The sequence below is a fragment of the Vibrio sinensis genome (assembly GCF_003605645.1).
Taxonomy (GTDB): domain Bacteria; phylum Pseudomonadota; class Gammaproteobacteria; order Enterobacterales; family Vibrionaceae; genus Vibrio; species Vibrio sinensis.
In genome coordinates this window covers 55,301-76,564 of record NZ_QVMU01000025.1, presented here as the reverse complement: position 1 = coordinate 76,564, position 21,264 = coordinate 55,301, and the positions used below count along the sequence as shown (strand labels likewise).

Genomic DNA, 21,264 nt, shown 5'->3' with positions numbered 1-21,264 from the left:
GAGTTGAGGGACAATGGCAAACGGCTAATACTTCCTAAAAAGAGAAAAAGAAAGCCTTACCCCAGAGCTGTGCTAAAAAAAGCGCAAAAATACCCCTCACGCTCTAGAGATAAAAATGCCACTCGCTCTTAAGCGAGTGGCATTAAGCAAGAGCTGGGTATTTTATTGTCAGGTTATTAGGTAAGCCACGCAGCAGTTAGAACGACCACTATCTTGGCATCTGCTCATCCAAGTTCAGAACCGTTAAAGCGTTACTTACACTAGTCGCAATAACATCAATTGCCCCTGTTCGTAATGCACCTAGCAAAGCTAACGGTTTACTGTTCTCGGTGGCAATCGCAATTACTTCTGCAATCGCTTTAAACTCATCAATACCCAAACCAATAACGCGGTCACTCATCACGGTATTCGCCGCATTACCATGAATATCAAAAAAGTCGTAACCGGCAAAGTCACCAACAACGCCTTGTTGTAAACGAGATTGCACAACTTCTTCAGCGGTAAACCAACCTAAATCCACCATGTAGCTGTTTTCACTCATGTCACCAATACCCACTAAGGCGACATCTGCTTTACGTGCTGAGTCTAGGGTTTGTTTAACGGTGCCGTTTTGCATAAAGGCAAGCTTTTGTTCTCGGTTCTCTGCATAGGCTGGAGCGTAAAGCGTCTCAGAACTACCGCCATATTTTTTGGCAAACTGACGACAAATATGGTCAGCGTTAAACATCCCCCCACGAGGGTGAATGCCGCCAATACCGCATACGAACTTACAATCTCGTGGAGGAATTACCCCGACATGATGCGCCACTGCAGACACGTTACGACCTTGTCCCACGGTAACCACATCGCCATTTTTTAAGTTTGAAGCTAAATAATGAGAAACCAAAGCCGAAACCTGCTGGCGCTGGCTTTCTTCGTCAGGTTGATCTAATGCGACAAGTGCACGTTTAACACCAAAGCGTTCAATAAGGCGCTGTTCTATTTTGGCACTGAATACCGGGTGGTATTTCACCATAATTTCGACGATACCCTCATCGCGGGCTTGTTTTAACATCCGCCCTACTTTCGCGCGCGAGATCGAATACTTCTTAGAGATGTCTTCTTGGGTCGCACCATCTTGATAATACGCAACCGAAATTTCCGTTAGAAGATCGGTATTTTCAGATACGGTGTCATTTTTTAAAACTGCCATAGCTACTCATTCTTTTCTATTGTCGTACTCAAGTGGTTTCAAAATGCATGATTCAGGAGCTTACTTACGCATCTAGCCATTCCCGCTCAACTATTTATCACTCAACGATTTGTCACTTAACTATTTATCACTTAAAGATATGCATCGAACATTAGCACACTATTGAGCATCTGCTCATTGACCTAGCATATGTCACAGCGCCATTATGATGCAACATTTGCTCACTAGCATGACATTTTCTCACGACAACTGACACCCACATCACCTTGCTCTTAAGCTACTAACGACGAGGGCAAACGTTTATCTCAGGGGCATGCGAATGACACATAAAAAATTAGTTGATAGATATCACCAAATACAGCGCAGACCCATTGACTTTGGTTGTAGATCGGATAAATATGGATACATCATTTACTCAGTTATAGATCAAATGCTCATAGCATTTGTTGTAACGCCAAAACAGTTTGATTAGTGAGTGGTATCGAGTCTTTTCGAAGACTCAGACAATTCGCTAATACGCTTGCAAATGTTTGTGTTGAGCTTTAAGCAAAAGACACACGCCAATGAAATAGGAAGCATGATTATGAGCAACAAATTAGAGCAACTTCGTAAACTGACTACTGTTGTCGCCGACACCGGCGAACTAGATGCAATTAAAAAGTATCAACCAGAAGATGCAACAACCAACCCTTCTCTAATTCTAAAAGCGGCTCAAATCGAAGAATACGCACCTCTTATTGACCAAGCGATTGAATACGCAAAATCTCAAAGCAGCGATAAAGCACAACAAGTTCAAGATACTTGCGACATGCTAGCGGTAAACATCGGTAAAGAAATCCTAAAAACGATTCCAGGCCGTATCTCTACTGAAGTTGATGCTCGTCTATCTTACGATATGGAAGGCAGTGTTGCTAAAGCTCGCCAACTTGTGAAGATGTATAACGATGCTGGCATTGCAAACGACCGTATTCTTATCAAATTGGCATCAACGTGGGAAGGTATCCGCGCAGCAGAGATCCTAGAAAAAGAAGGCATCAACTGTAACCTAACGCTACTTTTCTCTTTCGCTCAGGCACGTGCTTGTGCAGAAGCGAACGTATTCCTAATCTCACCTTTCGTCGGTCGCATCATGGACTGGTACAAAGCGAAAGAAGGTCGTGATTTCGAAGCTCAAGAAGATCCAGGCGTTGTTTCTGTTTCAACCATCTACAACTACTACAAAGAGCACGGCTACAAGACAGTGGTTATGGGCGCAAGCTTCCGTAATATCGGCGAGATTCTAGAACTGGCTGGTTGTGACCGCCTAACTATCGCACCACAACTGCTTGCAGAACTAGAAGCAGCCGAGGGTGAAGTCGTTGAGAAACTGATTGATACAAACGGCACAAACGAACGTCCAGCGGCGATGACGCACGCTGAGTTCCTATGGGATCACAACCAAGATCCAATGGCGATTGAAAAACTAGCGGAAGGCATCCGTAACTTTGCTATCGACCAAGGCAAACTAGAAGCAATGATCGCAGCTAAGCTGTAATCCCATACATTTATAGAGGAGCTTTTAGGCTCCTCTTTCTATTCCCTATTTTCAATTTATACGGTACAGATTATGGAACGTAAAACTCTCGCAAATGCAATCCGCGCACTAAGCATGGATGGTGTTCAAAAAGCTAATTCTGGTCACCCTGGCGCACCTATGGGTATGGCTGACATCGCTGAAGTACTTTGGCGCTCTCATTTAAACCACAACCCATCGAACCCTGAGTGGTCTGATCGCGACCGTTTTGTATTATCAAACGGCCACGGCTCTATGTTGATCTACTCACTACTGCACCTTAGTGGTTATGCACTGTCGATTGATGATCTGAAAAACTTCCGTCAACTGCACTCTAAAACGCCTGGCCATCCTGAATACGGTTACGCTCCTGGTATCGAAACTACCACAGGCCCACTAGGTCAAGGTATTACCAATGCGGTTGGTATGGCTATGGCTGAAAAAGCGTTAGCAGCACAATTCAACCAAGCAGGTCACGACATCGTTGACCACCACACTTATGTTTTCATGGGTGATGGCTGCTTGATGGAAGGTATCTCTCACGAAGCGTGTTCTCTAGCTGGTACCCTTGGTCTAGGCAAACTAATTGCGTTCTGGGACGACAATGGCATCTCTATTGATGGTCATGTTGAGGGTTGGTTCTCTGACGATACACCTAAACGTTTTGAAGCTTACGGCTGGCATGTAATCCCAGCAGTAGACGGCCATGATGCTGATGCTATTAATGCGGCAATTATCGCAGCAAAAGCAGACCCACGCCCTACTCTAATCTGTACTAAAACCATTATCGGCTTTGGTTCACCAAACAAATCAGGTTCACACGATTGTCACGGTGCACCACTAGGCGCTGAAGAAATTGCAGCAACACGTAAACAACTTGGCTGGGAGCACGGTCCTTTTGAAATTCCGTCGGAAATCTACGCAGAATGGTCAGCGATCGAGACAGGCGCAGCTAAGGAAGCTTCGTGGAACGAGAAATTTGCAGCTTATGAAGCAGCACACCCTGAGTTGGCAGCTGAATACAAACGCCGCGTAAATGGTGAACTACCAGCGCAGTGGGAAGAGAAAACAAGCCAAATCATTGCCGATCTTCAAGCAAACCCAGCGAACATTGCATCACGTAAAGCATCTCAAAATGCACTAGAAGCGTTCGGTGCTATGCTACCTGAATTTATGGGTGGCTCTGCTGACTTGGCACCATCAAACCTAACCATGTGGTCTGGCTCGAAGTCTCTAACAGCGGAAGATTTCTCTGGTAACTACATCCACTACGGTGTTCGTGAATTTGGTATGACAGCTATTATGAACGGTATCGCTCTACACGGCGGTTTTGTTCCTTACGGCGCAACGTTCCTAATGTTTATGGAATACGCTCGTAACGCAATGCGTATGGCTGCTCTGATGAAAATTCAGAACATTCAAGTTTACACGCATGATTCAATTGGTCTTGGCGAAGATGGCCCAACTCACCAACCAGTTGAGCAAATCGCATCACTACGTCTAACGCCAAACATGAGCACATGGCGTCCATGTGACCAAGTAGAATCAGCGGTTGCTTGGAAACTCGCGATTGAACGTAAAGATGGCCCTACCGCCCTTATTTTCTCGCGTCAAAACCTAGCACAGCAACCACGTGATGCCGAGCAAATTGCTAACATCGCGAAAGGTGGTTACATCCTAAAAGATTGCGCAGGTAAACCTGAGCTTATTCTTATCGCAACAGGTTCAGAAGTTGAGCTTGCAGTTAAAGCTGCTGAACAGCTAACGGCTGAGGGTAAAGCGGTACGTGTTGTATCTATGCCAGCAACAGATGCATTTGATAAGCAAGATGCGGCTTACCGTGAATCAGTACTGCCATCAGATGTAACAGCACGTGTTGCTATCGAAGCGGGTATTGCTGACTTCTGGTACAAGTACGTAGGCTTTGATGGTCGCATCATCGGTATGACAACATTTGGTGAATCAGCACCAGCAGAGCAACTGTTTGAAATGTTCGGTTTCACAGTAGAGAACGTAGTTGATACTGCGAAAGAACTCCTAGCATAATCCATTACGGTATAAAGTCTTAATATGAAAATCCCCACTTGATAGTGGGGATTTTTTTGTTTTTAGCTCTAAACCACCGCCTAAGACGGTGGTGATTGTTTGTAAATCGTGTTGTTGTAACGTCCATAAAAAAGGCCCTCATCTGAGGGCCAAAGTATATTTTTCGTATGTTTAATGCATCTTACGTTCTGTCACTGCATCAATTTTTAGTGGATCTTTTTCTGGTTCACCAAATCCTAACGCTTTAACCAACGTAATTCCTTGCGGCGTTACAGCTGGAACATATTGTGGTGTACTTGAACCTGGATAAAGGTTCGCAACTCCACCAGGGTTCCATGCATCAAAGAACTGTGTTAAATCAGTTTGCGCAACATAAGACGCGCACATCATTAAGGCATCACTCTTACCTAAACCTTGTTGGAAACACTTATTTGTCTCCGGCAGAATTAGTCCATCTTCAGCTAAATCACCAACAGATTGGTTACGAGTTAAACGATGCATTAGTTTAAACATGTTCCAACCTTTCATACCCGGTGTTGTCGTATCGTAATAAGCAGGAACTTTACCTGGTTGATACCATTTAGTGATATCAAATTCTGTCTCCGCCCACTCTTTCAACTGTGCAAACATCACCAATCGTTCACCTGCACCACCGGCAGCCCAAGCATGGCCTGATTCTGCGGTAACAAACTGTGGAGCTGTTTGGATGTCACGAGCAACACGTTCCATTTTACCTAGATGCTTATCTTGCATATACAACGCAAGCAAGTTGTTTACCACCTCGGTTGCACCCTCTACATTAAATGGTGCTTCAGCGGCGTTGTGTCCCACTTCGTGCCAAATCAACCAATCATTAAGAGGCGTTGTGCTCAAATTATCACTTGCTACGTTAAAGCTACTATTCATGACTGGATAGCCGGAATGTGCTGCACCAATACTAATCGCAATATCATTAACAAAATGATGACGGTTAGTCGGAATTGTCTTATCCGTTGCCTTACGATTTCGGCTTCCTACCACCGTTTCATTTCGCGCATAGAAATCATTTAAGTCATTGGCGAACTGATCTAACTCATTACCAAATACAGAAAGATCTCCATCATAACGGCTGGCTTTCAAGTTGTTTTTAGGTGCTGTATACACAAAGCTTGATGAGATAACTTCACCAATCGGTGCAGGTGAATCAATCGGGTTAATCCAATGATTACGTCTGCTATCAAACAGCGGAGCATCAACAGTACCAGCTAAGTCTATTTTGACACTTTCACTTCCGCCACCTTGAACATAGACTAATCCGCCATAAGGTACGACGAATGGTTGGCTATCAACACCAACAGTAAAGCTCTTAGTCATTCTTGGCGGACGTTTTAGACCTAGTTCATGCTTGTCGCGACCAGTCAAATCGTCATGTAATGCCACAGTTACAATTACTGGCTGTGTTTCATCAGTAACAGTAACGGTAAATGGTTGATGAGCAACAGCCCACTGACCAGTCGGTTGGCGATTACCAGCGTACCATACAGCTCCGTTATTGGTCATATTAAGATCAATAGAAGCGCCCCCCTCAATGCCTGTTGGTTCACCTGGGAATTGACGAATATCAACCTTAACGTCGTAATCCCAAAATGAACGTCCCAACATTAGACGAGTTAAAGGTTTCTCCATGTAGTTCAATGGATAACTCGGGTTCATCAAGCCTTCGTAGCCAGCTTCATCACTTCCATAAACCATGTTCAGCTTATTCAACGAAGCTTTTAAATCAGCAGGACAAGTTGTGTTACCACCCGCTTTATCGTTAGTGTAACAGTTCAAGTATTGAGTAAAACGCTCAAAGCCAAGTTCATCTGTTAAACCTGGTGCTGTTTCAAAACGATAATCCAAATCATTCCACAACCATACCGTCATATTCTGGTAAATGCGGTTAAGGTCGACACTACTTAAACGTTCGCCTTGTGTACCACTGGAGCGGAAATATTCCTCATGCTTAAATAACCGCTCAATATTAGTACCTAAATCAGCCGCTTTTATCATCGCACGCGCTTCCGCTTCACCAAGGTTTAATTCGGTATAACGAGGAACAAAATTGAGGTAATCACCCCAACCACCACTAACTGGAATACCATTGCCTGGTCGACGTTCAAGACAATTCACCTCATAGTGGTAAGTTGAGTCTGTACACTCTTTATAAACGCCTCCGAGACCATCTAAAATACGTTGCTTCTCTGCTTCAATTACTTCCGGTGCAAGACCTTTTTCTTCAAGAAAAGCACGGTAAGTTGTTTGTTTACCAGCATCATCAGTTTCGGTCCATGTAGCTAGCTGCAACTCTGGTGTCTTACCCGGTGTTGTCCCTTCCAAGAATGTCCAAATGACTTTTCCATCGACAATCTTATATGGAAGTACCATTTCTCCATCTACGTTTTCAGATGCGTATCGCTCAAGTACCCAAATAGCTTCCTCATGCTGACCTCGTGGGCCTGTTTTGGTCGCGCTAGGTGTACGAACTACGGAATTAGCACTCGCAAATGCAATACCTGCACTGTCTAAAAGCCTCGCTAATTCACCACCCTTTGTATGTTCTAGTACGGTTTCCATAATCAAAATGGAACCACCACGAGAGACATAGTCAATCAAATGAGTAACATCTTGATCATCAAACTTCGGTGCTTCCTGATTCGCTGATAATGGTAATAAATAAGCATTACCGTTCGGATGGATTTTATAATCGAATCCATTCAATATCAGTAGTGGGTAGTCACTAGGACTTAAATCTACAAAAGAATTAAGCTGTTCAGTTGTTACGCTAAAACTATTCTTATCTATAATAAATTCAGCTGAACGACCCGCTACTTGCCCATGCTGCTTAAAATATACATGTGGGATATTAGTACCAACAGTGAAATCGGTTTTACCATCGGTGAGATACTTAAAGCTATTTTGAAAAAAGTGCTTCATATCATCACTATCGGTGGTAAGACTACAAACACCATCTGCGCCCAGTTCACCATCCCAACTGTATCCATTTGGACATACTAAGATAGAGTTATAACGAGAGTTACCAACCATCATTATTTTACCGGCGCCAATTTCACCCAGTGAAACGAAAGGTAAGTTAAATGTTGCAGTCGCACCCGAAACTAAAGCCGGCTGTTCTGTAGACGGTGCCTCAGTAATGTAAGCAACATTGCTTTCACTCCAAGCTTTTTTCTCATTAAACGATAACCAATAGTTATTATCGTTACGTGCCATCATGATAGGAAATGCCGTGTTGGAAATGTTTACTGCTGTTTGGCCTCGAGCATCCCCTGTTCTAGCATAAAAGTTAGTACTGTCATGGAATACGTGGAACCGTTGCACTGGTTTCCATCCACTTTCTATTTCAGGATCAATAAAACCCCACAGTTTCGCTATATCAGCTTGAATGGCTGACATATCACTCTTTGCACTATGGATTTCTTGGGCATATAGCTCACGAGCAGAAGTACAGGCTCCTCCGCAAATCGATTGATCGATTTCTAGTGCGAGACCTTGAGTAAACTGCGAGTTAAACTCTGCTTTTAGTACTTGAGAAGTACCGTTACCAAGATCAAGCTCAGTATCTTTATCGTTGAGACTAAGCGAAATGATCTCATTGATCACGTTAGGATATCGAGCGAACGTAGACTCTACACCATCGCGTAAAACTCGCGTACCATTAAGCTCTTGACCATATCGACGAACCAAAGCATCGGCGTTTCGCCCTTTCTGTTCATCACCAAGATCAGACAATTTAAATTGAGTTTGATTTCCTCGGACTGAGCCCAATTCAAACGTATCAATACCGAAGCTTACTGACTCGCCCCATAAAAACTCAAATTCTCCTGGTAAGCTACCTGATTCGCTCCCATCACTTGTTTTACCGCGTGAAGACGCACTAAAATAAGAAACACCAACAACTGGTAGCCCTCTCGAATCTTTCAGTATCGCCTTACTCAAGATCGCTTTTTCAGGCTTATGCTGGTAACTTTCCTCCGCGTTAGCTGAAACAAAACTGCCATTTAGATTCGTTGAGGTATTGGGAGAGACTTCCGGCTCGATATCTGGCACGTGAGTCGTTGGCTGCTTGTCGACCAAACTGTCATTTTCTTCTGCTTGAATAACCTCTAAAAACGCGTCCTCAGGAAGATCTAAATCGTTATTGAATATGCTCTCAAACTCTAAACGGTCTTTTGCATTCTCTAAACCAAGAGTGACTTGTCCGTTGATAATTACAGCGTTATGCTCAATCAACAATTTAGCATTAGCAGCCTTATCCGGCTGTCCTAGATACTCATCAGCATTTTTTAACACTAGCCGCTCACGGCCCTCAGCTTCGGATTCAGCCAATAAAGCTGGTGAAAAGACATCAACAAACGTCGCTAAAGTAAGTGAACCTTTAGTACACGTTACGGTCTCTTTTTGAGAAAATTTAAACGCATTAGCAGGTTCCCCGTTACATAGAACAGAGTCATCAAATACCGCGTGACCATCAAGACTAAACTCACCTAAAATAATAGGGTCTTCTACCCCTATGTCAGGTAGTTCTCCACCGGGAACAGCTGGTCCATCTATTTCAGGCTCTGGCAATTCGGTCTCAGGGCCAGTAAGAATCAAAGACTCTTCCTGACACCCACTCAACAAGGCGACATTAATTAATATCGCTAATGCACTTTTCTTCATTTACTTCTCTCAAGGTTTAATCAAGCTGCCTATTTACTACACACGATAGGCACTTTAGTAACTTGACGTTCTTTCGTTAGAACATCGTCTTATTATTTCTTTTATATCAAGTTTGGTCGCTAACTTTACGTTAGGCGCTGTTTTATGGACAAAGCATCACTTATGAGAATGATATTCCATATAAATTGTTATTAATATGTGTTTATTGTTGGAGTAACAGGTTCTTAAACATAAAGGCTTTAGCTCAACAAGCAGGTTGAAATGCATTCAATACAGATTAAAATCGTTTAATAAACGAACGCATTGTGAATATGAAATGTAATTTCCGAGCATCATAATTTGGCGTAAAAAAGAACACGTAACGACCGAAATACGTCATAATTTCACTGATACAATCCCAGCAAAAACCAATGTAAAAATATGTAAATTCTTTTAATCAACAAACAGATACAAGTCAATACCTATAAGGAACTTAGCTACAAATATTGGTGATAATTGGTCATTTTTATATAACTCCAACTTTGTTTGTAGGGTATTTCCTACACCAATGGCGGCGTTTAAATCTCCTGGTTAATATTTGGTCAAATTGGAGTTAAACGTAAAGTTAATGCCTGAAACTACTGTCGTATTGCTCTATTACTCACTATGTTCATAGCGAGTGATCGTAATCTAACTTCACGGACAAACACTCCACACTTTCAATTTAAAAAGTCATTAAAAAATAGATTTCATAGAACTGAAAAATAAAAAAACAACAACAATTAACACTAAATATTAACCTTTCAATAAAAAGTGGCGTGATCCTTGTATTAATTTGTAAGAACAACACATAAATAACTTGATTGTTTATGCCGAATTAGTGAAATTACATGCGTTTTGTACTTAACCTAATAAAAAGCACATGTCTCAAACACAATCACACGCAGTAGATCCGTCTGCTATTAAAAAAACATGGCAAATGCCCGACACCCTCATTCTCATTTTCATTGTGGGTATTTTTGCCGCTATTTTGACTTATTTAATTCCTGCTGGTCAGTTTGATAGCCAGCAAGTGACTTACATGATGGAAGGCGTAGAAAAAACGCGTACCGTTATTGACCCAAATTCGTTTGCTTACGCAACAGATGAAAAAGGCGAGTTGGTTTACAACACTGTCGGTTTCTTTGCATCAGGCGGCGGCATTGGTCTAATGAACTTCCCATTTGAAGGACTGGTATCAGGTTCTAAATGGGGCAGCGCGGTTGGCGTTATCATGTTCATGCTGGTTATCGGTGGTGCATTTGGCGTTGTTATGCGCACAGGCACAATCGACAACGGCATCCTACGTCTTATCGATAAAACAAAAGGCAGCGAATCACTATTTATTCCTGTTCTTTTCCTACTATTCTCACTTGGTGGTGCTGTATTCGGCATGGGTGAAGAAGCCGTTGCATTCGCGATTATTATCGCTCCGTTAATGGTTCGACTAGGTTACGATAGCATCACAACGGTAATGGTTACCTACATCGCAACTCAAATCGGTTTCGGTACTTCTTGGATGAACCCATTCTCGGTTGCTATCGCACAAGGTATTGCTGGTGTTCCGGTTCTATCTGGTATGACCGTTCGTATGGGCTTATGGGCTGGCTTTACTCTAGTGGGTATGGCATTCACCATGATGTACGCTGCAAAAGTAAAAGCGAATCCTGAGTCTTCTTACAGCTACCGCACCGATACTTACTTCCGTCAACAAGAAGTTGATGAAACACAGTCTCGTTGGGGCCTAGGTGACACGCTTGTTATCTTAACGGTTGTTGCGGCTACTCTTTGGGTTGTATGGGGTGTGGTAATGCACGCTTGGTACATTCCTGAAATCGCTTCTCAGTTCTTTACTATGGGCTTTATCGTTGCAATTATCGGCGCTGTTTTCCGTCTAAATGACATGAACCTAAACGATGCAGCAGCGGCGTTTAAAGAAGGTGCGAGCGTTATGCTTCCACCAGCGATTCTTGTTGGTTGTGCTAAAGGTGTTCTACTTATCCTTGGTGGCGGTTCTACCGAAGAAGCAAGCGTACTTAACTCAATCCTAAATAGCGCAGGCGGCCTAATCAGTGGTATGCCAGCAGTTGCGTCAGCTTGGGTAATGTATGTATTCCAATCTGTATTCAACTTCTTCGTGACTTCAGGTTCTGGTCAAGCAGCACTGACTATGCCATTGCTTTCTCCTCTGTCAGACATCGCTGGTGTAACACGTCAAGTCGCCGTACTTGCGTTCCAATTAGGTGATGGCTTTACGAACGTTATCGTTCCAACTTCTGCTCCTTTGATGGCCACGCTAGGTGTATGTCGTATCGATTGGGGTGATTGGGCGAAATTCTGCTGGCGCTTCATGCTATTACTCTTTATCTTATCGAGTATTGTCGTGGTAGTTGCACAGATGCTGGGCTTCTCATAACCCACACGAGATCTTATGTTTAAGCTGCTTGAAAAAAGTGGCTTGTTACAAATAGACAATTTCAAGGCGAGATAACTTCTCGCCTTTTTTCATTTTCCGATTGGAGAAATATTTCATGGCTACCCAATTCTTAGATGACGTAATCCAAGGTCACCCAGTAGTTCAGTCTCTTGATGTCAGCGACCTTGCTGCTGGCGAGCATAAATTTTGGTTCCGTATTGCAACCAATGCCCTATCTCAGTGGCAACATTTACCTGTACTCGTTTTCAAAGGTGAAAAGCCGGGCAAGAGAGTCATGATTACAGCAGGTGTCCATGGTGATGAATACAACGGCGTTCTTGCTGCACAGCAAACAGCACGCGAGTTAATAGGTAAGGAGTTAGCGGGCATTGTCACGATTGTGCCAACAGTGAATTTAACCGGTATGCTGCACCATAGCCGCGATTTTTTCTCTGCCGATCCAGATTGCTCTCCTGCTAACCTTAACCGTTTTTTCCCGGGCGATGCGAACGGCAACGAGGGACAGCGTTACCTGCATGCGTTGTGGCATAACCTGCTACAACCTAATGCCGATTTCGCTATCGATTTACACACTCAAACGAGTGGCACCGTTTACCCGTTATACGTCTTTGCGGATTTCCGATTAGAAGCAGCACTACATATGGCACGCTTAACCAATCCTGATGCGATTTTGAATGATCCCGGTGATGCAGGTGTACTAGAAACGGTGTGGAACACCAATGGCATTCCAAGTATTACTATCGAAGTGGGAATGGGTCGTTATACCGAGCAGACGTTAATCGACAGAACGGTTGCTGGTATTATGAATATCCTAAAACACCATGACGTTCTAGAGGGTACTGAGAGTCCAATTACTCCTTGTATTGAAGGCCAAGACGTCGTCAGTATCCGCGCTGAAATTGGTGGTTTTGTACTACCACAAGTCGCAATGATGGAAACGGTTGAAGAAGGTGACCTACTAGCAATTCAATACGATAGCTTTGGTAGCGAAATTCACCGTTATATCGCGCCAACAAATGGCACCGTGTTAAGCCACAACATTGAATCTATTCGTGCTCCTGGCTCACTTGTGGTTCGTTTGATTAAGTAACCGCAACTAAACAAACAACATACCCAAGTAGCCACTATATTTCATAGCTACTGCATTTCGTAACTATTGCCATTTAAAATGCTGGTTCACTTGGGTATATCTTTAACTCCCTCTAAATTTTCTCCCGTAATTAGCGACTACTATCACACGCTTACCGTACGGTTTTGAATCATAGTGAAATATTTGCGAGTATCGAAATATACGCAAAGGAATACGTTATGATTTCAGTCGCTCTCGTTGATGACCATATTATGGTTCGTTCTGGTTTTGCCCAACTGCTCTCTCTTGAGCCTGATATTCATGTCCATAGCGAATTCAATAATGCACATGAAGCGTATCGCATCCTCTCCGCCTCCAATGTTGACGTTGCCGTCATCGATATCTCCATGCCAGATGAGAGCGGTCTTGTTTTATTAGAAAAGCTTCGTAAAAAGAACCCAAACTTTAAAGCGATCATCTTAAGTATTTACGACTCAGCCTCGTTTGTACGTAAGGCCATTGAAGTCGGTGCATTCGGTTACTTATCTAAACGCTGCGGCCCTGGCGAATTGGTGACGGCCATTCGAAAAGTTTCAGCGGGCGATCACTATTTATGTACCGATGCTTTAGTCAACCTTAGTAATGCATCAACAACGACATCGGTATTAAAAGAACTAACAAAGCGTGAACGTGAAGTTTTTGACCATCTGATTCAAGGCAAGGATGTTAAAGATACCGGACTTGCGCTCTCGATTAGCCACAAAACGATTCATGTTCATCGCGCTAATATTTTAAGTAAACTGGGACTCGCAAATAACGTTGATCTAATTCGCTTTGCCTTGCATCACCAACTACTTGGTAATGAGTTACTTAGCGAATAAACGTATGAATGAGCGAATTGCCCAACATCATCTCCCGCTGATTCTTGTAAAAAACTTATTTGCGTACTCTTTTGCTTTCACTATTTACGCGATCAGTTGGTTTTGCTTATGGAACATCAGCCGCTATTTAGTGGCGGATCTCCTTCTCGCAGGTTTATTTCTCCCAACGGGTTTAAAACTTGCCGTTTTCAGCCTAACCGAACGCCGTTTATGGCCAATATTCACACTGGCTGATATAGCCCTTATTAGCTTGTTGACCCCACTACTCAATGAACCAACGCATTCCTATTTGCTGATCCTTTTTTCCCTGTTTAGTCACGCGTTAGCTATCCCTTTCCAAAGTATTTGGCAACCATTACAGGTCTATTGGAAACAATTGCTGGCGCTGTGTAGCTTTGTTATCGTTTACGGTTTATCTTGCGGCATTGCGTTACTATTGATGGTGAAACCAATCGGGCTCTCTCCTCGTTATGCGCTTGAGGGGGCGGTTTCTGCTATTACGGGTGGTATCTTGCTCGCTCCTTTCTTTTATCTTCTGTATGACTACCTTAGACGTCAGATTTGGCAACCGCTAAGCCCTACCCTTGTTCATCAAGAGGTAACCCTTCGGCCATCGGCGTTACTATGGTGCCTGCTGTTTTTCTGTATTGGTCTTATTGCAGAACTCACGCTGCTAGAGCAGATGCAACCTCTGACCCTTTTGATATTCCTATTACCCAATATTTTCATGGCCTATCGCTATGGATGGCAAGGTGGTGTACTCGCCAGTGTGATGAACAGTATTTTACTCGCGACGGCTAGACAGGTTACCGGATCTTTCGATTCAAATTTAGAATTACAAAGTTTCATTGCCACACAGGCATTCATCGGATTAGGGCTCGGTATCGCCATCAGTCGCCAATACATGCTGGCGCAAAAGCTCCACTTTACCAATATCGAGCTAGCTAAAGAGCTGGATAATAAACAACAACTTGCTCGCCAATTGGTCCATGTTGAAGAGGAAATCCGTAAATCTATAGCGCGAGAACTGCATGATGAGATTGGTCAGAATATTACCGCTATACAAATTCAAGCCATGCTTGCAAAGCGTTTATCAACGACGCCACAAAGTGAGCAGATAGCCGAAACCACGAATAATCTCGCCATGCGCATCCATACCTCAACACGACAATTACTGACACAATTGCGCCCATTGGCGCTCGATGAAATGGGATTAGAGAGTGCGATTCGCCAATTGGTTGGGGAAATGCGATTCGAAGAACGTAACGTCGACTTTCGGCTCAATTTTGGCATTTATGCAGAACGACTCGATGAAGTCACCTCCGTCACGCTCTATCGTATTGTCCAAGAGTTACTTAACAACGTCTGTAAACACGCCCAAGCAACCCAAGTACAGCTGTCATTAGTTCCTGGCGATCGTTTCTGTCTCGAGTTGCGTGACAACGGCATTGGTTTACCCAGCAATTGGCGACATAAAGGCCGTGGCCTAGTCGGCATTGAAGAGCGTATTAATGCTCTTGGAGGCACAATGACTATTCAAAACCATACGGACTACAGGAATGAGACGAAAAAAGGCAGCCGAATAACTGTTAACTTACCCACAAAACACAACGTATCCCCACCAAAATAGGAATTTTTCCTAGTCATTTATAACACTGTCTAATTCATTGCCGTTATTCATCCGATAGGATTGATTTGTACCAAGGAGAGGAGATGCCCGTTAGCCAAACATTAACAGCAACCCAAATCGATGAACGTTACCGTTACTGGCGCTTACATTTGATGATGACAATGTATTTGGGTTATGCCGTCTTTTACTTCACTCGTAAAAGCCTCAACTTTGCAATGCCAGCAATGTTGAGTGATTTAGGATTGGAAACAGCAGATTTTGGTATTCTCGGCACCCTATTTTACATCACGTATGGGGTATCAAAGTTCCTTTCCGGCATGGTCAGTGACCAAACAAAACCCAGCTACTTTATGGGGCTAGGTTTAATTGCAACCGGTGTGATCAATATTGCTTTCGGGCTGAGCTCATCAATGTTTATGTTTGCCACGTTATGGACACTGAATGCTTTTTTTCAAGGTTGGGGTTGGCCACCGTGTGCCAAATTGCTGACCAGTTGGTATTCACGAACTGAACGCGGTTTTTGGTGGTCGATTTGGAACACCTGCCACAACCTAAGTGGCGCAATAATCCCCATTAGCATTGGTTTCGCCGCCATGACTTGGGGGTGGCGATATGGCTTTATTTTACCGGGCGTTTTTGCCATCGCCGTTGGCATCGTGCTCTGTTTCCGCCTGCGGGATAGGCCAACCACCATGGGACTACCGACAGTGGGTCAATGGCGCAATGACCAATTGGAACAAGCGCATGAAGCTGAGGGCCGTGGGCTCGCATTTAAGCAAATTTTAAAAACCTATGTATTAGGCAATAAATACATTTGGCTACTGTGCAGTTCCTATTTATTAGTTTATGTGGTGAGGATTGCAATTAACGATTGGGGAAACTTGTATTTAACCCAGCGACATGGCTATCAGTTGCTTTCTGCCAACGCTGCAGTCTCCCTTTTCGAGATTGGTGGTTTTCTCGGCTCACTATTTGGCGGTTGGGGATCAGACAAATTTTTCCATGGTAACCGAGCACCGATGAATCTGATTTTTGCGCTCGGGATTTTTATTTCCGTGGCCGCTCTTTGGCTAACCCCGTTGGATAACTTCGTGGTGTTATCGGGTTGTTTTTTTGCCATCGGCTTTTTTATTTTTGGCCCACAAATGATGATTGGAATGGCAGCTGCAGAGTGCTCTCACAAAGACGCAGCGGGGACCGCTACTGGGTTTGTCGGCTTGTTTGCCTATTTAGGTGCAGCATTGGCTGGATACCCAATCGCACTCATTATTGAACACTTTAGCTGGGAAGGTTTTTTTAGTGTCATCACGCTCTCTTCGGCGTTAATTGGCCTACTGTTCCTTCCATTTATAAAGGCACAGCAGCGGGCAGGGATAGCCACTATGTAACTATTTTTATTCCTCTCGTTGGTGCACTAGCACAACAACTTACCCAACCCTACAAGTTGGAAACAACAAGAGGAAATAACATGAAAGTTAGAACAAAACGCAGCCTACTTGCGGCCTGTATTCTTGGTTCGGCATTCGCTGCCCCTCAAGTTATGGCAGAAGGACGCCTCGTCGTTTATTGCAGTGCCACCAATGCAATGTGTGAAGCAGAAACCAAAGCATTCTCAGAGAAGTATGATGTAAAAACATCATTCGTTCGCAATGGTTCTGGTAGTACGCTTGCCAAAATAGATGCTGAGAAAAAGAATCCTCGCGCTGACGTTTGGTATGGCGGCACATTAGATCCACAATCACAAGGTGGAGAAATGGACTTGCTGCATGCGTATCAGTCTCCGCAACTTGAATTCATCATGGATGACTTTAAAGACCCAGCAAAACGCAAAGGTAACTACTCTTCTGCTGTATACATGGGCATCCTCGGTTTTGGCGTGAACAAAGATCGTTTGGCTGAAAAAGGGCTACCGATTCCTCGTTGCTGGGAAGATCTGACTCAACCAGAATATGCTGGAGAAATTCAAATTTCTGATCCGCAAAGTTCAGGCACAGCCTACACTGCTCTAGCTACCTTTATTCAGCTATGGGATGAAGATAAAGCATTTAATTACTTCAAAGCGCTAGATAAAAACGTTTCACAATACACCAAGTCAGGCGTAACTCCGTCGCGTAATGCTGCTCGTGGTGAAATTGCGATTGGTATCGGCTTCCTACATGACTACTCACTAGAGCAATCAAAAGGCGCGCCATTGGAACTTATCTCTCCATGTGAAGGCACTGGTTACGAAATTGGCGGTGTGAGTATTATTAAAGGGGCTCGAAACTTAGATAACGCGAAGAAATTCGTCGATTTTGTGTTATCGAAAGAAGGCCAAGAAACCGCATGGCAAAAAGGCAAATCGTTCCAAATCCTAACCAATACAAACGCAACACAGTCACCGAATGCATTAGATCCAACAACGTTAGAGTTAATCAATTACGACATGGATAAATATGGTTCTTCTGATGAACGTAAACGCCTCATCAACAAGTGGGTAAATGTGGTCAAGATGGGCCAATAAATCCATCATTCGGGGTGATGAGAGATTCATCACCCTCAATTCTCGCTCATGAATCTAGGTAATTATTATGAACGAACTTGCCGCACAAACTCACCCTAGCGCCGCGAAACGTGATCCTATCTTTTATTGGATCTTTAGTTTAGTCGCCGCTTTCATTCTTCTGCCCGTTTTTGCTCTCGACTATGGCTTATTAGATTCAACATCTGATGAGTTTCGTCAAGCTATGGGTTGGAGCGGCACCAATATTTCGTGGTTATGGTTTACCCTACCCGCGCTTCTGCTATTTCGTCCAACTAAAGCCCAAAACAAATACGCTACACAACGTCATCGTTTTGATATTGGCTATGCTGCTTTCTGTATGCTTTTTACAGTCGTCTCGTCGTGGTATACCGAACAAGGCATGGGCTATGCCACTATTGTTTTGTTTATCGTACTCGGCGCAGTCATGACATTGGCTCTATCTCGATTAGAGTACTTGGGCGGTGACACTTTCGTTATCGGCTCGCTCATTTCGATAGTCTTGCTCATTACCACTTTTATCATTTTCCCTAGCCTTGCGATATTTGTGCCCATGTTTCAAGACGATATGGGAAACTTTGTGGCATGGCAGTTTATTGAAATCTTAACTCGCTCTCATATCCTTCAGATCATCATGAACTCAGTTTGGCTGGGGATTTCTGTCGGTGTGGCTGCAACATTCTTTGGTTTGATCTTCGCCATCTACACAACGCGTATCGCTAAACGAAGCGCTTTTATTGCGCGTATTTTCTCTATATTGCCGATTGTGACACCACCATTTGTTGTCGGTCTCGGAGTAACCTTAATGCTTGGTCGTTCTGGTTACATTACCGAGTTTATGTCTGAATGGTTTGGCCTACAGCAAACCAACTGGCTATATGGTTTTACGGGAATTTGGATGGCGCAGGTACTCGCATTTGCACCAATGTCTTTCATGATCCTAGACGGCGCGATGAAGTCACTCCACCCATCACTAGAAGAGGCGTCCTACACATTACGAGCCAATCGCTATCAGACATTTTTTAAGATCGTCATGCCGCTGCTTAAGCCAGCGTTAGCCAACAGTTTCTTAATTATATTTGTTCAATCACTGGCTGATTTTAGTAACCCACTCGTCCTTGGTGGTAGCTTCGATGTTCTTGCTACACAGATCTATTTCTATATCGCTGGCGCACAGCTCGACTATGCATCAGCAAGTACACTAGGCGCGGTATTACTGCTGTTTTCTTTAGCAATATTTGTTGTGCAATACTTATGGATTGGCAAACGTTCCTATGTGACGATTTCTGGCAAATCTTATCGAGGTGATGTGCAACCGCTTCCAACCTCGCTTAAACATGGAGTTTCTGCTCTGTTGTATTTCTGGATGGCATTTAACATCCTACTTTATGGCAGCATTATCTACGGTAGCTTCACCGTCAACTGGGGCGTCGATTACAGCTTAACTTTCGCTAACTATCTGCACCTGTTTGGTAACGGTATGAGTGAAGGCGCGTGGCCATCGTTGATCACGACCATGATCTATGCTGGCGTTGCTGCACCACTGACCGCTTTCTTTGGTTTACTTATCGCCTACATCGTAGTGCGTCAGCAGTTCCAAGGAAAAAAAGTTATCGAGTTTTCAACCATGCTTTGTTTCGCCGTGCCGGGAACCGTTGCTGGTGTTTCTTACATCCTTGCTTTTAACGATGCTCCGATCTACTTAACCGGAACGGCAGCTATCGTGGTTATCTCGATGGTGATGCGTAATGTACCTGTCGGTATTCGTTCTGGTGTGGCTGGGTTAGGACAACTCGACAAGGCCCTTGATGAAGCATCTCTGAGCTTACGAGCGAATTCGTTCAAAACCATTACTCACATACTCTTACCATTACTAAGACCAGCAATATTGTCGACATTGATCTACAGCTTCGTTCGTGCGATGACCACTGTGAGTGCGATTATTTTCTTGGTCACTCCCGAAACTCGAGTGGCGACCTCTTACATTCTAAATCGTGTTGAAGATGGCGAATACGGTATTGCCATTGCGTATGGTTCTATTTTGATTGTGGTCATGCTCGCGATTATTTTGATTTTTGATTTCCTCGTCGGTGAAGCGCGCGTTTCGCGTTCCAAAGCCAATAACGAAGAGTAGCAACTGGAGATAGAACTCATGGCAAATGAAAATTTTGTAGTACTTAAAAACGTTTGCAAACGCTTTGGCGACAAGACCGTCATCGGTAATTTGGATTTAGAGATTAAAAAAGGCAGTTTGGTTACGCTATTGGGCCCCTCTGGTTGTGGCAAAACAACCGTACTACGCCTTGTTGCAGGTTTAGAAAAACCGAGCGGTGGTCAAATATTTATTGATGGCGAAGACGTCACCAATACCTCAATTCAACACCGTGATATCTGTATGGTATTTCAATCGTATGCGCTCTTTCCTCATATGTCTTTGCAAGAAAATGTGGGGTATGGATTGAAGATGTTGGGCCTAGAGAAGCAAGAGATCCACCAGCGAGTTAATGAGGCATTAAAACTTGTCGATCTAGAAGGGTTTGGCGAACGTTTCGTCGATCAGATTTCAGGAGGACAACAACAAAGGGTCGCTTTAGCACGTGCTTTGGTTTTAAAACCTAAGGTTCTGCTATTTGATGAACCTTTAAGTAACCTAGATGCCAACTTACGCCGTAACATGCGCGAGACCATTCGTGAGCTTCAACAGCGTTTTAATATCACTTCCTTGTACGTTACCCACGACCAAGCAGAAGCATTTGCTGTGTCTGATACTGTGATTGTAATGAAAGATGGCGATATTATGCAGCAAGGCTCTCCGACCGATTTATATAAACACCCAACTTCAATGTTCATGGCTAATTTCATGGGCGAAGCCAATATGTTTCGAGGTCACTTCGATGGCACCACGATTGATATTCATGGCTATGGCATGCCTGCCCAAGCTGAGAATGTACAAGGTATCGCACCGGGTGAGTATGATATTGGCGTAAGACCAGAGGCGATTTTATTGGCTGATGAGGGTCACCCTTGCCAACAGTGCCAAGTCACTAGCATTGCTTATATGGGGTCAATGTTTGAAGTCATGGTGCAATGGCAAGGACATGAATTGCTATTACAACTTAACTCTGCGCAGTTTAATACCGATTGCAGCGATCATGCTTATCTAACGATTAACCCAAGTGGTGTATTTATACTGCCCAATACATTGAATTAATTCGCATTA

Annotated in this window: 12 protein-coding genes; 10 read left to right on the top strand and 2 right to left on the bottom strand. The window is 43.7% G+C overall.

Translation table 11 applies throughout. The features are described 5' to 3' along the window. Positions 1-208: 208 nt before the first annotated feature. Positions 209-1,192 carry a sugar-binding transcriptional regulator gene (locus tag DZ860_RS19415; RefSeq protein WP_120034447.1) on the bottom strand — a complete coding sequence of 328 codons (984 nt, stop codon included), beginning with the start codon at positions 1,190-1,192 and terminating at the stop codon, positions 209-211. A gap of 583 nt (positions 1,193-1,775) precedes the next feature. Here DZ860_RS19415 and tal point away from each other — a divergent pair. Together tal and tkt are read left to right on the top strand one after the other, a co-directional pair. Further along, a complete protein-coding gene (gene tal, locus DZ860_RS19410) occupies positions 1,776-2,726 on the top strand; it encodes a transaldolase (RefSeq protein ID WP_120034445.1) in 951 nt (316 codons plus the stop codon). A gap of 72 nt (positions 2,727-2,798) precedes the next feature. Then, complete coding sequence (tkt, locus tag DZ860_RS19405; RefSeq protein WP_120034443.1) at positions 2,799-4,790, top strand: transketolase; 1,992 nt, start codon at positions 2,799-2,801, stop codon at positions 4,788-4,790. A 171-nt stretch (positions 4,791-4,961) separates the two neighbouring features. On the opposite strand, the gene DZ860_RS19400 is transcribed toward tkt, so the two are convergent. Then, the gene (locus tag DZ860_RS19400) at positions 4,962-9,488 is read right to left on the bottom strand and encodes an SslE/AcfD family lipoprotein zinc metalloprotease (protein WP_120034441.1); all 4,527 of its coding nucleotides are present in this window, start codon (positions 9,486-9,488) and stop codon (positions 4,962-4,964) included. A 958-nt stretch (positions 9,489-10,446) separates the two neighbouring features. Here DZ860_RS19400 and yfcC point away from each other — a divergent pair. The 8 genes from yfcC (at position 10,447) to fbpC (ending at position 21,255) form a co-directional block, all read left to right on the top strand. Then, the gene (gene yfcC, locus DZ860_RS19395) at positions 10,447-11,922 is read left to right on the top strand and encodes a putative basic amino acid antiporter YfcC (protein WP_207890658.1); all 1,476 of its coding nucleotides are present in this window, start codon (positions 10,447-10,449) and stop codon (positions 11,920-11,922) included. A 115-nt stretch (positions 11,923-12,037) separates the two neighbouring features. Continuing rightward, positions 12,038-13,033, top strand: a complete 996-nt coding sequence (locus tag DZ860_RS19390; protein ID WP_120034437.1) for a succinylglutamate desuccinylase/aspartoacylase family protein — start codon at positions 12,038-12,040, stop codon at positions 13,031-13,033. 218 nt (positions 13,034-13,251) lie between these two features. Continuing rightward, entirely contained in the window at positions 13,252-13,893 is a 642-nt protein-coding gene (locus tag DZ860_RS19385) for a response regulator (RefSeq protein WP_120034435.1), read from the top strand. A gap of 4 nt (positions 13,894-13,897) precedes the next feature. Further along, positions 13,898-15,523, top strand: a complete 1,626-nt coding sequence (locus tag DZ860_RS19380) for an MASE1 domain-containing sensor histidine kinase (protein ID WP_120034450.1) — start codon at positions 13,898-13,900, stop codon at positions 15,521-15,523. A gap of 83 nt (positions 15,524-15,606) precedes the next feature. Further along, positions 15,607-16,911 carry an MFS transporter family glucose-6-phosphate receptor UhpC gene (gene uhpC, locus DZ860_RS19375; protein WP_120034433.1) on the top strand — a complete coding sequence of 435 codons (1,305 nt, stop codon included), beginning with the start codon at positions 15,607-15,609 and terminating at the stop codon, positions 16,909-16,911. Between the two features lie 80 nt (positions 16,912-16,991). Then, positions 16,992-18,026 carry an ABC transporter substrate-binding protein gene (locus tag DZ860_RS19370; protein ID WP_120034431.1) on the top strand — a complete coding sequence of 345 codons (1,035 nt, stop codon included), beginning with the start codon at positions 16,992-16,994 and terminating at the stop codon, positions 18,024-18,026. A 67-nt stretch (positions 18,027-18,093) separates the two neighbouring features. Further along, positions 18,094-20,178 carry an ABC transporter permease gene (locus tag DZ860_RS19365; RefSeq protein ID WP_120034429.1) on the top strand — a complete coding sequence of 695 codons (2,085 nt, stop codon included), beginning with the start codon at positions 18,094-18,096 and terminating at the stop codon, positions 20,176-20,178. A gap of 18 nt (positions 20,179-20,196) precedes the next feature. Further along, positions 20,197-21,255, top strand: coding sequence for a ferric ABC transporter ATP-binding protein (gene fbpC / locus DZ860_RS19360; RefSeq protein WP_120034427.1), 1,059 nt, complete (start codon positions 20,197-20,199; stop codon positions 21,253-21,255). The last annotated feature ends 9 nt before the right edge of the window (positions 21,256-21,264 follow it).